The organism is Pseudovibrio exalbescens, assembly GCF_028737195.1.
In the GTDB taxonomy this organism is placed as follows: Bacteria; Pseudomonadota; Alphaproteobacteria; order Rhizobiales; family Stappiaceae; genus Pseudovibrio; species Pseudovibrio zosterae.
In genome coordinates this window covers 161202-176429 of record NZ_JAQZAJ010000004.1, presented here as the reverse complement: position 1 = coordinate 176429, position 15228 = coordinate 161202, and the positions used below count along the sequence as shown (strand labels likewise).

General features: G+C 55.6%; 8 protein-coding genes. 3 read left to right on the top strand and 5 right to left on the bottom strand.

The features are described 5' to 3' along the window. Positions 1-24: 24 nt before the first annotated feature. Positions 25-4563 carry a beta strand repeat-containing protein gene (locus tag PUV47_RS13165; protein ID WP_274219031.1) on the bottom strand — a complete coding sequence of 1513 codons (4539 nt, stop codon included), beginning with the start codon at positions 4561-4563 and terminating at the stop codon, positions 25-27. 767 nt (positions 4564-5330) lie between these two features. Between PUV47_RS13165 and PUV47_RS13160 the strand changes: the two genes are divergently transcribed. Further along, on the top strand, positions 5331-5882 hold the full coding sequence (locus PUV47_RS13160) for a hypothetical protein (protein ID WP_274219030.1): 552 nt from the start codon (positions 5331-5333) through the stop codon (positions 5880-5882). A gap of 249 nt (positions 5883-6131) precedes the next feature. Here the strand turns inward: PUV47_RS13160 and PUV47_RS13155 are convergent, their stop codons facing one another. The 4 genes from PUV47_RS13155 to PUV47_RS13140 all read right to left on the bottom strand — a co-directional run bounded on the left by PUV47_RS13155 (position 6132) and on the right by PUV47_RS13140 (position 12253). Then, complete coding sequence (locus PUV47_RS13155; RefSeq protein WP_274219029.1) at positions 6132-7196, bottom strand: PLP-dependent cysteine synthase family protein; 1065 nt, start codon at positions 7194-7196, stop codon at positions 6132-6134. 168 nt (positions 7197-7364) lie between these two features. Then, on the bottom strand, positions 7365-8882 hold the full coding sequence (locus tag PUV47_RS13150) for a SpoVR family protein (protein ID WP_274219028.1): 1518 nt from the start codon (positions 8880-8882) through the stop codon (positions 7365-7367). Next, positions 8882-10195, bottom strand: a complete 1314-nt coding sequence (locus PUV47_RS13145) for a YeaH/YhbH family protein (protein WP_274219027.1) — start codon at positions 10193-10195, stop codon at positions 8882-8884. The genes PUV47_RS13150 and PUV47_RS13145 overlap by 1 nt, the downstream gene beginning before the upstream one ends. 123 nt (positions 10196-10318) lie before the next feature. Beyond that, entirely contained in the window at positions 10319-12253 is a 1935-nt protein-coding gene (locus PUV47_RS13140) for a PrkA family serine protein kinase (RefSeq protein WP_274219026.1), read from the bottom strand. 412 nt (positions 12254-12665) lie between these two features. On the opposite strand from PUV47_RS13140, the gene PUV47_RS13135 reads away from it, so the two are divergent. Beyond that, positions 12666-13577 (top strand): alpha/beta fold hydrolase, encoded by a 912-nt coding sequence (locus PUV47_RS13135; RefSeq protein WP_274219025.1) that lies wholly within the window; start codon positions 12666-12668, stop codon positions 13575-13577. A 217-nt stretch (positions 13578-13794) separates the two neighbouring features. Then, a complete protein-coding gene (locus PUV47_RS13130; RefSeq protein ID WP_274219024.1) occupies positions 13795-15120 on the top strand; it encodes a flavin-containing monooxygenase in 1326 nt (441 codons plus the stop codon). Positions 15121-15228: the final 108 nt, after the last annotated feature.

The following is a 15228-nucleotide window of genomic DNA, read 5'->3' as shown; positions in this document are numbered from 1 at the left end:
GCAGGCTTTGGTTCAAGGGGCAGATCAAGATGCCATGTCGTCTTCGCCAATGACGTTGACCGTGGAGGAACCGCCCACCACAGACACCTCGATGGAGTTAGCCTGAACATTGGCCCCCATGACGATTGTCTGATTGAAGGCAGAGGCCACACCCATGGCATCGGCCGTGGCGGAGGTTGCCGCGGCGATGGACATGTCGTCACCGGCAGAGAAGTCGAACAGGTCTTCTGCATCCAGAATGCCGTCACCGGCCATCGCAACACCGCCATCAACAGAGACCATCTGGTCCATGTCCGTGCTGTTTGCCGAGATGACGCTTGGGTTTTCGATGTAGTCCTGATCGGCCAGGCTGTTGGTCTGTTCAGCTGTGAAGACGGTGTCAGTGCCGTCTTTGTAGCTGTTCAAACCCGGAAGCTGTCCGCCGGACGGGGTCACGGACAGATCCAGACTATCGTCGTCGCCCACAAACAACGCCGTGTCGTTACCGCCGACAAAGTCAACGCTGGCCGCGTTGGCTTGAGTGTTGCCGCCGGAAAGCAGGGTCTGGTTGAAAGCAGAGACTTGAGCCGACGCATCCGCTGAGGCCAGGGCCTTTGCTGAGACACTGTAATCGTCGCCCACGGTGCCGCCCGCGTTGAACTGGCTGGCGCCATCATCATGGATGCCGTGCTGCGCAGTGGCTTCGCCGCCATTGGCTGTGACGTTTTGCGCCACATCGCTGCCGCTGGCGTTGGTCACCACCGCATCGACGATCTCATCACCATCATCGGCACTATTGGCCTGAGCCAAGGTAATCAGCGTGTCCGCATTGCCTGCCATGAAACCAGAGGCCAGCGCCGCTGCCCCACCGGTTGCATCTTCACCGATGCTCACGGAGTTTGCGTTGGAGGCCGTCACTTCAACAGCTGCATTGTTGATCTGAACGTTTGAGCCCGTCCGGATCAACTGATTGAAAGCTGAAGCCTGAGCAACGGCATCTGCACTTGCATTGGTTGACCCAGACACGGAGGCGTCATCACCCGTCTCATTCGGCCCACCCATGGACAACATCTGGCTGGAACCATCGCCAACGAGACCGGACCCAGCGCTGGCGCTGCCGCCTTCACTGGCAACGTTCTGGACCAGACTCCCGTCATTGGTGACCCTTGCACTTTCGACGTAGTCATAGTCGCTGTCCAGCAAGTTGGCCTGCTCGACTTCAATGGTGGTCTCCGCCGACAGCGCCACTCTCGGGCCAACAATCGGGCCAGCGACGGAAGAAGGCAGGCTGCCATCACTGTCCTCGCCCGTGGAAAGCGAAACTGCGTCGCCGCCCACGACACTGGTCGCCGCCGTGTTCTGCTGGCCATTGCTTGCCACATTGATGGACTGCCCGAAAGCCGCCGAGCCACCGCTGGCATCCGCTGACGCATCAGAGGCCCCTGCGATGGTGGAGTCATCGCCCACAGTATCGCCGCCAAGACGAGCCCCATCTGGTGCCGTGTAGTACTGGTCGATGCCGTCTCCGCTGGAAGCAGCGCCGCCGGTGCTGCCCACGTCCTGATCAACGGCACCGTCATTGGTAACCGTTGCCCAAGTCACCTCATCCGTGTCGGATTCAAGCAGGTTCTGTTGGGTAAGCGTTACTTCAGCATCCGAGTCAGCACCAATGAAACGCGGGGCCTGCGCCCATGTATCCTGAGAGGCACTGTTCTCCCCAGCAGTTGCCGCGCTGTCGTCACCGCCAACGATGTCAACTGAGGCCTGGTTCAACTGAACATTTGAGCCAGTGCTGATGGACTGGTTGAAGGCCGACGCAACTGCAGTTGCATCCGCGCTTGCCGAGGCACTGCCGGAGATCGCGCTGTCGCCGTTGACATCCTGTGCCCCCAAGCTGCCGCCATTGATCTGGCTGATGCCATCTTCACTTGTGGCCGAACCGCCCACAGAAGAGATGGTTTGGGACAAGGTGCCAGCATTCACAAGCTGAGCATCGTTGATGTCGTCATTGTCCGTGCTGTCATTCATCTGCTCAATGCTGACAACCGGATCGATCTTTGGCGTGATGCCGCGCAAGGTTGGCATGTCAACACTCACGCCATCATTGCCTGCGGAGGCTGACACGCTATTGCCACCGGTGATAGTAGCGTCTGCCTGGTTGGCTTGTGTGTTGCCACCGGTTGCGATGACCTGATTGAACGCACTGGCCGCCGCAGATGCATCAGCACTTGCGGAGGTTTTACCGACAATGCTGGCATCATCCATCACCTCAGCGTCGCCGCCGATCTGGCTGCTTGCCTCAACCTGCTGAATGCCATTTCCGGCAGTTGCAGTGCCACCAGTGGAAGCAACGCTCTGTTCAACGATGCCGCCTTCCTGATTTTCAACCAGAGGCGACGCGATGAAATCATCGTCCTCGGCAATGTTGAGCTGCCCGATGTTCTGCTCGGCCTCAATTACGGTCAGACCATCTGGAGCACCGCCATTCACTGCACCCACGGATGCACCGCTTTCCCCTGCTTCAGCAGAAATCACATGCCCGCCAACGGTGGACGCGGAAGCCTCGTTGATCTGCCGATTGCCGCCTGTCGCCAAAGCCTGATTGAACGCCGTCGCCGTTCCGGATGCATCCGCACCCGCTTCTGAGCTTCCAACGATGGAGGCATCATCGCCAACGCTGCTGAAGTCGCCGATGGTGCCGGCTGATTGCGACACGCCATCCAGCGCTGTAGATGTTCCACCCGTGACCGTCACTGTCTGCTCAAGGTTGGTCACCGGCTCGTCGGTGGTGCCGTCGAACGGATTGTTTACAACCGTCGCATCCGTGATCTCATCTTCGTCTGCCAGGTAGTTTGCGCTTTCAATGGCCTGATCGGCCCCCACCGCAAATGAGTCCGAAGACCATGCCACATCGCCAACCTGCGCCGCATTCTCGCCTGCGGTTGCCTTGGCGGTGCTGCCGCCAACCATTTCAACGGCGGCGTCATTCAGCTGAAGATTGCCGCCAGTTGTGAGCGCCTGCTTGAATACAGAAGCCCCGCCGATTGCATCTGCGGACGCGGAGGTGTGGCCGCTGATGCTGGTGTCGCCTTCTGTTGTGCCATTGCCTACACCAGATCCGGAGGCAATGCCATTTCCCGCGTTGGCAATCCCGCCATTCACGGTCACACCTTGCGTGACAATGCCTTCACTCGGGATGCCGCCATCAAGGTTGTCACCATCATTGAGAACCGTCGCAGATGAGATCTCATCTGCGTCTTCCGCCATGTTTTCTTGGGCAATGCCCGCGGCCTGAGTGGAGCCAACAAATGGGGCCATCAACGCACCGCTGTCAGCAGCAATGGTAGCACCATTTTCTTCCGCACTTGCGGCAGCGCGGCTTCCGGCAACCGAAGAAATCGCCGCAGAGTTCGCCTGCTGGTTTGCGCCACTGTCAATGTCCTGCGTGTAGGACATGGCAACGCCTTGGGCATCCGCAGAAGCCGATGCGGAGCCACCGATGCTGGCGTCGCCACCTACACCAGACGCCCCCACAAGGCCGCCAACATCAACCCCTTCACCGGCAGAGGCGGTGCCACCGTCAACGTCAACCGTTTGGGTGAGCTGACTTGCGTTGGTCACGCTGGGTGTTTCCACCAGGTCTTCATCGTCAGTCAGCTCATTCAGCTGCTCAACGGCTGAGAACGAGGTTGCGAAAACATTTTCAGCGCTGCTGATGGAAGAAAGCTGCGCCGCCCCATCGGTTCCCGCGCCTGCGCCGCCACCTTGAGCAACGTTCACATCAGCGCCCGTGACGGAAAGATCAGCCGCGTTGATCTGGGTGTTTTCCCCGGTCGCAAGCGCCTGATTGGCTGATGTGGCAACGCCTTGTGCGTCCGCGCTGGCAGCGGCGCTGCCTTCTATGGACAGATCGTCGCCAACACTGCCCGCTGCGCCAACTGCACCCCCGCCAACGCTGTTGATGCCATCACCTGCGGTGGCAACACCGCCGTCAACGGTCACCGTTTGAGTGGGATTGCGCGACACATTGCTTTCGCTCAGCACCGTCGCGTCAAGAATCTCATCCGCATCATCTGCGGTGTTTGCCTGCTCCAGGCTCACCGCACTCAGCGTTTCCAGCTGAGAATCTGACGCCTGACCGCTGTTGAAGGACGCGCCCTCACCACCAGACGCAGATACATCGTAGTCACCGCCCGTGACCGCAGCCGAAAAGGCGTTCTGCTGAACGTTGTTGCCCATCTCGATGCTTTGGACAAACATGTCCGCTCGGCCCGCAGCATCTGCGGAGGCTCCGGCCTCACCCGAGATCGAAAGATCATCGCCGACGTTTCCGGCGTCATTTACGTCGGTAATCCCGTTTCCAGCTGCTGCCGAGCCGCCATTCACACTGACGGTTTGCCATGGGTCTGCCGCGTTGGACAGCTCAGGGGCTTCAACCAGATCGAAATCGGAAAGCTCGTTGGTCTGATGCGCGGCCAATCCGGCATCATTGCCCGGATTATCGGTAGGAATGGGCATTTGCCCATCAACGTCGTTGATGGCGTCTTCAATCGCGTTTTTCAGGTCATCAATATCAACTGACATGCCTTGGCTCCAATAGAGCGGTCTGGCGGGCGTTTCAAAGCGACGATCTTCTACGTCATCGGGTCGAACGGTCCAGCACCGCGTGTTTCCTGCAGCGTTTGTGCAGTCGCCCTTTTTCGGGAACAGACCAGAGACAGCCCAAGCGTCGTTCAGGCAAAGCAACACCCTTCCTGAAACCTATGGTTTTCAGGTCAGCGACGCTTTACTGTCTCGATCCCTTGATCCTGTTGTTGCCCTGCCCCCACATCTTCTAATCGCAAAGATGACCTCGGCTAAAAGGACAAGAGAACGCCAAGGCGGGCACACTAAACAAAACGAACACCCGGTGCGGCAAACAGTGTAAAATCACCCGTTATTTTTTAACCTTGTGTTTTTACTGGATGAACTGCGCAGAATAGGCCTGTTTTGACCATGGATATCGAACAATCTATATATTCAATTTGAATATTTACATCATTTCTCGTAGTGCTCGTTGCGCAAAACATCCATTGCAAAATTGAAACATACATGACTACTCCAGAAAGCTGCTGTTATCTGGAGGCTAATCGTTGTTATGTGCCAATCGCATGTAAAATCAGCTTTACTGGTAAATTTTCACTCGATATCTACCAGGTTGACTGGGAAATAAAGCATTACAAGCACACATCAACATTGGTTCACCACCCATTACTTAGGTGATTTGTAATGCACCTCACCCAAAAGACGTGGAGGCAAGTTCTGTAAAATGCCCTAGACTCTTAAAATGAGTGAGTGGGAGGATGCCAAAAATGCCCGAGGACGAGCCACTTCAGCCCGATTTTGACGCCCTGCAACGCATAGCCCAAGAAAAGGCTGGAGAGCGAAACCTCATTTTCGCGCTTATTGGCAACATGAGTTATTGTTGGTCAAACAACGAAAGCATGTTCATTTACATGCTGCAGTATCTCATGCGCACCGATGAAATCACCGCGACCATCGTTTTCGGCACCTTGAACACGACCCGCGCCCGCTTGGATCTGGTTGAACGGCTGGCAGAGGCCAAGCTGACTGATCCAGAGGTGACGCGGCAGCTGCGCCGCATCATTCGGCTTTTTAATGAAAGCACCCGCCTGCGCAACGAGTTCAACCACTCGGTGTTCAAGACAGATGCTGAAGGGGCCATTACGCACACGCACTCCATGCGCATTCAGCGCAAGAACGGTCAGTTGCACTTGGGAGAGGTTAAACCTGTTGATCAAGCAAGGATTGCATCCATGGGAGCCTCAATCAAGAAAATGGTCAAATTGAACAGAGAAATCTGGGCGTTCCTGCCAACGCTGAAGGCAGCTATGCAAGCTTGATGCACACCTAATACGGGTAGCCCATGATAAATCATGGGTTGCGTCGGCAGGGCATCATCGTGCTTACATATAGGGCCCTCAACACCTTGATTTATATAGATAGGCCATTGCGGGAGGTTGTCTTGATCAAGGCCCGCCTGGACGGGCAAAAGACGATCGCAGCAGCGTCGCATCCTTCGGGGTCCATGTGTAACACGTCTCTCCGACGTCCCTGAGATGCGGCGCTCTGCACTTTCAACTTGCCGCGCGTTAAAGGGCTTCCCAGCGTCCAGTCCCAAGGAAAGTCAGAACCTGCTCCTCATAGGGACGGATGTGAATGTGGTGCTCTTCCAGCCAGGCATCGTTGTAATAGGTATTGGCATAGCGCTCGCCGCCATCGCACATGAGCGAGACAATCGAGCCCTCGTCCCCCCGGGCCAGCATTTCCGCTGCCAATTGACAAACGCCGTAGAAGTTTGTGCCAGTTGACCCGCCGGGGCGCCGCCCAAGTGTTTTTTCAAGCGCACGCATGGCCCCGATGGAAGCCGCGTCCGGGACTTGCCGCATTTCGTCAATCACCGTTGGCACAAAGGATTTTTCGCAGCGCGGACGCCCAATGCCCTCAATGCGAGAGCCGCAGGTCAGCGTCAGGTCATTTCGTTCCTGTGCGTAGCAGTCATAAAACACAGAGTTTTCAGGATCCACCACCAACAGTTTGGTGTCTTCACAGCGGTAGCGAATGTAGCGCCCAATGGTGGCCGAGGTGCCGCCTGTGCCGGGGCACATCACCACCCATTTTGGCACCGGGAAACGCTCGCTGGACATCTGCTCAAAAATGCTCTCGGCAATATTGTTGCTGCCGCGCCAGTCGGTTGCCCGCTCCGCATAAGTGAACTGATCAACAAAATGCCCACCGGTGTCATCGGCGAGCTGCTGAGAGACCGCCCCAATGGTGGTCGGGTCTTCCACCAAATGGCAGGTCCCTCCGTAAAACTCGATGGCTGCAATCTTTTGTTGAGAGGTCGTGGCGGGCATCACCGCGATAAACTCCAAGCCCAGCAGTTTGGCGAAATAGGCCTCGGACACGGCTGTGGAGCCGGAAGAAGCCTCAATGACAGGCTTGCCTTCACGGATCCAGCCGTTACAAATCGCGTGAAGAAACAAGGACCGCGCCAAACGGTGCTTCAGGCTGCCGGTCGGGTGCGTCGACTCATCTTTCAGATAGAGATCAACGCGTGTCAGGGCCGGAGCATCGACCCGAAAGAGATGCGTATCCGCGGAGCGATTGTAGTCCGCTTGAATGAGTTGAACAGCTTGCTTGCGCCAGGACGTCATTTTGGAAGGCTCTGTATGCAGGGCGGCAGACCGTTGGCTCCGCTCTTGTGGTTGTCATGAGGCAACTATAAGAGACCAAACCACCCGGGCGCCAGCCAGAACCTGCATATGGTTAGGGAGAACTCACTTCCATTCTCCCCTCCCCTCGCTTGTCGGCATACCTTGAGATCAATGGCGCGGCGGCGGCGCGTCCACTTCTTCCAAGAGCACACCATAACCCCACAATGTGCGCAGCAACGCCAGCACCTTGTCCCGTTCCTTCTGATCCAAAGAAACACCGTTGCGCTTGTAGTGGCGGAGCTTCAGCTGCCGGTCACCCAAGAGGTCAACATCAACAATCTGAATGTCCGGATCGATGACCGCCACATCGTAGTTTTGCGCCAGCTTTTCGCGCACTTCCCCATAGCCACGCTCATTATGGATCGACGAGACTGTCACATGGGAATCCTTCGCATAATCAGAAATGGCAAACATGCGGAAGTCGCGGATCACCTTGGGGCTCAGATACTGCTGAATGAAAGACTCATCGCGGTAATTGGCCCAAGCATCCTTTATGGCCCCCTTCCAGTCTTTCTTACCGGCAATCTCCGGCAACCATGCCCGGTCCTCCTCCGTCGGATCCAGGCAAATCCGCTTGATGTCCTCCATCATGGCGTACCCCAAAGCATAGGGGTTGAACCCAGAATACCTTGGATCATCAAAGCTGGGCTGGAACAGCACGTTGGAGTGATTGTGCAAGATCTCCAACATGGCACCATCTGAGAGCAACCCGCGCTGTTGCAAGGTGTTGACGATGTGATAGTGCACGAAACAGGCGCAGCCCTCGTTCATCACTTTGGTCTGGCGCTGCGGGTAAAAGTATTGGGCAATGTTGCGGACGATACGCAGGATCTCTCGCTGCCAGATTTGCAGGATCGGGCTGTACTGCTCCAGAAAATAGAGGATGTTCTCTTCCGGCAAACGCAAGGTGTGTTTGCGTTCTTCCGCTTCCTTTTGCGCCTCGGACTTTTGGCCCTCAGGTCCGGAATAGACGGTTTGCCACAGGTAGTTCACGGTGCGCTCTTCGTAATCCCGGCGCTCCTTTTCCTTCTCCTGCTCGGCCTTCAGGGAAAGTTTCTGCGGCCGGCGATAGCGGAAGACGCCATTGTTCATCAACGCATGGGCCGCATCCAGAATGCGCTCCACCTCGTGAACGCCGTGGCGTTCTTCGCACTTGGCAATGTACCCCTTGGCAAAGTTGAGATAATCAAGAATGCCTTCCGCATCAGTCCATTGCCGGAACAGGTGATTGTTCTTGAAGAAATGATTGTGACCAAACGCAGCATGGGCCATGACCAGCGTTTGCTGGGCCATGGTGTTCTCTTCCATGTTGTAGCTGATGCACGGGTCGGAGTTGATCACGATTTCATAGGCCAACCCGCGCAGGCCCTTTCGGTAACTCACCTCGTCGTTAACGAAGTGTTTACCAAACGACCAGTGCTGATACATCAGCGGCATGCCGATGGAAGAATACGCATCCAACATCTGCTCGGAGGAGATGATCTCCACCTGGTTGGCGTAAACATTCAGCTCAAGGTCCTTTACCGCCACTTCCTCGATGGCGTCATAGGTGCGTTGCAACACCTCGAAGTTCCAATCCGCCGTAGTGAAGAGCGGCTCGGCCTTGGTGGTCTTCACTGCTGTCATCAGGCCGCTCCACTCATTTTCTTGGCAAACAACTGACGGAACACCGGATAAATGTCCGAGGGGCTGGCGATCCGCTTCATGGCGAAGTTCGCCCAATCTTCCTTCACGCGTCGATACCCGCGCCATAGTTCCATGCCGTTCTCTTCGCCCTGGAACAACTTTAGCTCGGCCTCATCCAAAATTTCGATGTAAGCGAAATACTGACACCTCTTCATCACTTCTGCGTTCAACAGCTCCACACAGGTGTCCGTGTCGCCGGCAAAGTTCTCACCGTCCGACGCCTGAGCGGCATAAATGTTCCATTCCGACGGTGGGTAGCGCGCGTCAATGACCTCCAGCATTTCCTTTAAGGCCGTGCTGACCACGGTGCCGCCGGTTTCACGAGAATAGAAGAACGCTTCCTCATCCACCTCCTGCGCATTATGGGTGTGGCGAATGAAGACCACGTCGATCTTGTTGTAGCGCCGCTTCAAGAACAGATGCAGAAGCACGAAGAACCGCTTTGCCAGATCCTTTTCCCGCTCGCCCATGGAAGCAGAGGTATCCATGAGGCAGAACATGACCGCGTTGGCATTGGGCTGTGGTTGCTGCTGAAAATAATTGTACCGCACATCAAGCGGATCGATATAGGCGATCACCTTTTGCCGCCGCAATGTCTCCTCCAGCTCCTTGTGCAGCCGGATCAAATCCTTTTTCTGCTTGGAGGTCGGCGTCGAGACAGCTTCCAACTTGAAAATCTGTTCCTGCAGCTCCCGGACTTCCTTCTGGTTCGGGCGGCGCAAGGCCAGCCGTCGCCCAAGGGAGTTGCGCATGGTGCGGCCAACGTTGATGTTGGTTGGAGACCCGGAAACCGAATAACCGGCCCGGCGCGGTTTGAAGGTCTGCACCTCTTTCAAACTGTGTTTGATTAAGTCAGGCAGCTCAAGATCTTCAAAGAAGATGTCCAGAAACTCTTCGCGAGACAGGGCAAATACAAAATCGTCCTCCCCTTCCCCGCTGTCACTGCCTTCCTTGCCGCTGCCACCGCCCCCTTGTTCCGGCTTGGCAATCCGGTCACCAGAGCGGTATTCCTTGTTTCCGTTGAAGACGTAGTCCCGGTGGCCTGCGTCCCTGGCCCGACGAAACACCGGTTCGGTGATGCCCTCGGCAGGTACAGAAATGCGTTCGCCCTGATCCACATCCGAGATGCCGCGTTCACGCACTGACGCGTCGACCGCTTTCTTGATGTGTTTGCGAACTCGCCGTAAAAACCGTCGCCGATTACCCAGGCTCTTGTCCTTCGGGTTCAGGCGCCGGTCGATAAAATTGGCCATTAGCTACCTTCTGCTGCTCTGACTCCGACCCTGCGCTGCATCGCGCCCATGCGGCCCGGGCCATGCATCGTTTCAAACTCAACGACACATGACCGGCCCGGAACCGCTCAGGTTTGCGGAGTGTTACCCCGCCTTGTTGACGCGCATGTACCATTCCACCAGACGCTGAACCTGGCGCCGGGTATAACCGCGCTCAATCATCCGAGAGACAAACTCGTGGTGCTTGGCATCTGTCTCGCGGTCTTTCTTGGAGCCAAAGCTGATCACTGGCAGCAGGTCTTCCACCTGACCGAACATGCGCTTTTCAATAACGCGGCGCAGCTTCTTGTAGTTCTGCCAATCCGGGTTCTTGCCGCTGTTTTCCGCGCGGGCCCGCAGCACAAACTTGACGACTTCGTTTCGGAAATCCTTCGGGTTTGCAATGCCAGCAGGCTTCTCGATCTTGGAAAGCTCTTGCTCCAAAATCTCACGGTTGAACATCTGCCCGGTGTCCGGATCCTTGTAGTCCTGATCTTCAATCCAGGCGTCAGCATAGGCAATGTAACGATCAAACAGGTTCTGACCGTAGTCCTTGTAGGATTCCAGATAGGCCTTCTGGATCTCGTGTCCGATGAACTCCGCATAACGCGGTGCCAACTCGGATTTGATGAAGTCCAGATACTGCTGCTCTGTATCCTCCGGGAACTGCTCCCGTTTCACCGCCTGCTCCAGAACATACATCAGGTGCACGGGGTCCGCGGCAACTTCCAAGGTGTCGTGGTTAAAGGTTTCCGAGAGCACCTTGAAGGCAAAGCGGGTTGAAATGCCGTTCATGCCTTCGTCAACACCGGCTGCATCCCGATATTCCTGAACCGACTTGGCCTTAGGGTCGATGTCTTTCAGGTTCTCGCCGTCATAGACGCACATCTTGGAGTAAAGCGTTGAATTCTCATGCTCATTCAAGCGGCTGAGAACGGAGAAGCGCGAGAGCAACTTCAAGGTTTCCGGGGCACACTGCTCTTCTCCAAGTGTACTTCCCGTCAAGAGCTTCTCGTAGATCTCGGTTTCTTCGGTAACCCGCAGACAATACGGCACCTTCACCACGCTGATGCGGTCAAGGAACGCTTCATTGTTCTTGTTGTTCTTGAATTGCTGCCACTCGGATTCATTGGAGTGGGCAACGATCAAGCCTTGGAATGGGAACGCGCCAATGTTTTCCGTGCCGGTGTAGTTGCCTTCCTGTGTTGCGGTTAGCAGCGGGTGCAGCACCTTGATCGGCGCTTTAAACATCTCAACAAACTCGAGAAGCCCTTGAGTTGTCCGGTTCAAGCCCCCCGAATAGCTGTAGGCATCCGGATCATTCTGGCTCAGATGCTCGAGTTTTCTGATGTCGAGTTTCCCCACCAGCGCGGAAACGTCCTGGTTGTTTTCATCGCCCGGCTCTGTTTTCGCAACACAAATCTGACGTAGCTTCGACGGGTACAACTTTACGATCTTGAAGCGGGAAATATCGCCTTCGAATTCATCGAGTCGCTTTGTGGCCCAGGGCGAAATCAGCCCTGTGAGAAGGCGCTTTGGAATATTGTATTTGTCTTCAAGCAGATCGCCCGTTGTTTCGCGGTCGAACAAGCCAAGGGGAGATTCAAAGACCGGGCTGATCTGTTCGCCAGCTTTCAAGACATAAATCGGCTCTTGCTCAACGAGGTTTTTCAGAATTTCCGCCAGGCTGGACTTACCGCCCCCCACAGGCCCGAGCAGGTAGAGGATCTGCTTGCGCTCTTCCAATCCTTGAGAGGCGTGTCTGAAGAAACCCACGATCCGCTCGATGGTCTCTTCCATCCCGAAAAGGTCTTTAAAGGCGGGGTAGCGCTTGATTGTACGGTTCAGAAAAATACGACCGAGACGCTGATCGAGGCTTGTGTCGATGACTTCTGGCTCCCCAATAGCAGAAATCATGCGCTCCGCAATCGTCGCTCGCATGGAAGGATCATCACGACAGCCGAGGATGTAGTCTTGCAGCGACATCTCCTCGACTTTGGTCCGATCGTAGATTTCAGAGTATAGAGAGAACACATCCATCGGGGGAATCCTTTCGTTGTGTCAGCCTCCAAATTCTTGAAAACTTTGCTTACATATAATGTGGGCGCATACGCTAGATTAGCAACTCAATAGATATTGAACGCAGATTATTTTGGGTCAGCTGAACTTACTGCTTTGTTACACTCTTAATTTCGCCGGTGATTACTCCCGGGCGTGGTAAAACAAAACTTCATCCGGCGCGCTGCTTTCAACAATTCATCAAAAACTATCGAAAGCCGAGTCGGGGTACCTTTCAAGTAAACAGCCTCTACGTCATCTTCACAAGATGAACCTTCGGCCATCTGGACACTTGGCAGCTGCCAAGTTGCATTCTTGCCATGCTTTGTTCGAATAGACGCGCCACAATGATGTAGCTATGGTCGACAAAACTTCGAAACTGTCTGGGTAGCCAATGCGCACATCACAACCAACATTGGTGGAGATTTCCACGCCAGGCGGTCAGATCGTCGCTCACGATTGGCCGGGCTCATCACCTCCCGTTCTCCTGCTTCATGCAACTGGCCTGCACGCTCATTGCTGGGACTACATCATTCGCCGTTTGCCGGATGTTCGTTTTCTGGCGGTAGACGCGCGCGGTCACGGCAGGAGCCAGCAGGTCAACGGCCCAATGCTGTGGGATGAATTGGGCGAGGATGTGGTAGCTGTCCTAGATGCCGTTGATTTTAAGGGCGGCTTTGGTGTTGGCCATTCCATGGGCGGGGCCTTATTAGCTTATGCAGCAAGCCAGCGTCCGACACTTTTTCAGCGCCTGCTGTTGCTGGACCCGGTGCTGTGGCCACCCTCTGCCAGTGCAGGAAACCCGCATGAGATGAACCCGGAGGATCATCCGGTTGCGGGGCGCAGGTCTAAGTGGCGCGACCCGGATGAAATGCTCTTGAAGTTCCGAGGCAAGCCGCCGTATTCCAGCTGGAACAGGGAAGTGTTGAAAGACTACTGCCAGCACGGACTGATCGAAAACGGGCAAGATGGCAGCTGCCAACTGGCGTGCAATCCGGCGCGTGAAGCCGAGGTTTATGTCAACGCCTGCGGAACCGAGACCTATAACGGTCTTGCCGACATCAGCTGTGAGACCACCATTGTCAGAGCCCGCGACAAGAACGGACAAGACGGCCCGCTTTCATTTGGCTTCTCGCCAACTTGGCCAAACTTGGCAACTGCCATCCCCAAAGCCCGCGACATCAAGCTTACGGAGGCCTCGCATTTTTTCCCTCAAGAACAACCAGACTCCATTATCACCATGATCACGCAGATGATCGCCGGTGACCCATTACACTGGACTGATTCCGAAGGCCTCTATGGGTAAGGCCAACTTGGCAGCTGCCAAGTCCCGTGCTGCAGCCATCAACCCGGGCATATGCGTTTACATTTTGGTAAGATTTAAATGGGGTAGAGGCGCGGCCTTGCACGCTCCAATCATGGCCGGAGCCAGACTTGGCACTTGCCAAGTCCTACAAACTCCATAGTTGACTTTGGGGCAGCTACTCGCTTCCCTTAAATGGAAAGTGAGCAGGGGAGGGGACATGGGCAGACGGGTTGCAGTCATTGGCGCCGGGCCATCGGGTCTTGCAGCATTGAAGAACTTCAAGGACTTCGGCTTCAACGTGGTGGGTTTTGAACGGGGCAGGGGCGTGGGCGGCAACTGGCGGTTCGATGACGAAGCCGGTCATTCCAGCGTGTTTGAACACACCCATATCATCAGCTCCAAAACGCTGTCTCAGTATGAGGACTATCCCTTTCCCGATTGGGTCGCGGATTATCCCTCCCATCAGGTGCTGCGAAATTATTTTGAGGGATACGCCGCCACTTTTGGCCTCATGCCGCACATTCGGTTTCAAACGGAAATTGAACAGCTGGAGCCGGACAGGGGAGGGGGCTGGCGATTGCGCTGGATGGATCATAGAAAAGCCGTCCATGGCGAAGATAGTTTCGATGCCGTTTGCGTTTGCAATGGCCATCACCACACGCCCCGATATCCGGATTACCCAGGGGAGTTCAATGGCGAGTTCTTGCACTCTCATGAGTTCAAGCGTGCCGAACGCTTCCGGGGCAAGCGCATTCTTGTGATCGGCGGCGGCAACTCCGCTTGCGATGTGGCGGTAGAAACCGCCCGTGTCTCCGCCCGCACCGTGATCAGCTGGCGTCGCGGGTATCATCTATTTCCGAAATTTCTGTTTGGGCAACCCATTGATGTTTTCATGAAACGGTTCGGTCATGGGCCATTTTGGCTGCAAAAGAAAACGCTCGCTTTCCTGCTGTGGTTGGTTCAAGGCAGCAACCGAAAGATCGGCCTGCAAGACCCTGATCACGAAATTCTTGCCACCCACCCAACGGTGAACTCGGATCTTTACAGCGCAATCCGCCACGGCGATGTTCAGCCAAAAGGCGACATCGATCGGTTACATGGTGCTACGGTGCATTTCAAGGATGGGTCGCAAGAAGACTTCGACACCATCATCGCCTGCACCGGATACAAGATCCAACATGCTTTCATCGATCCTTCCCTCTTTGACTTTTCAAAGGGCACCCCACGGCTTTACATGAAGATGATCCCCGAAGACGCCCCAGGGCTTTACTTCATGGGTCTGTTTCAGCCGCTTGGGTGCATCTGGCCCGGGGCCGAGTTGCAATCGAAACTGGCCGCCCGCCACTTCGCCGGCTTGTGGTCGCCAAAGGCTCCCCTTTCAGACCTCATTGATCAGGAAATCGCCAACCCGGATGTGAAGCAACTCAAGTCCGCGCGGCACACCATAACGGTTCATGATGGGAACTTCCGCAAACGGTTGAAGAAGGAACTGGCGCGCAGCACTCCCGCGTCGGCACGCAAGCCAGATCAGGATGCCGCGTGAAGACGGGCTTTGAATGTTTGTCGCCGCCGATTGGAACAAGCGCCTCCCTGTTTTGACCAAAGAACCTACCTATCTCCTAAAGGGAAGATCGTAAACGGGTGCGCGCAC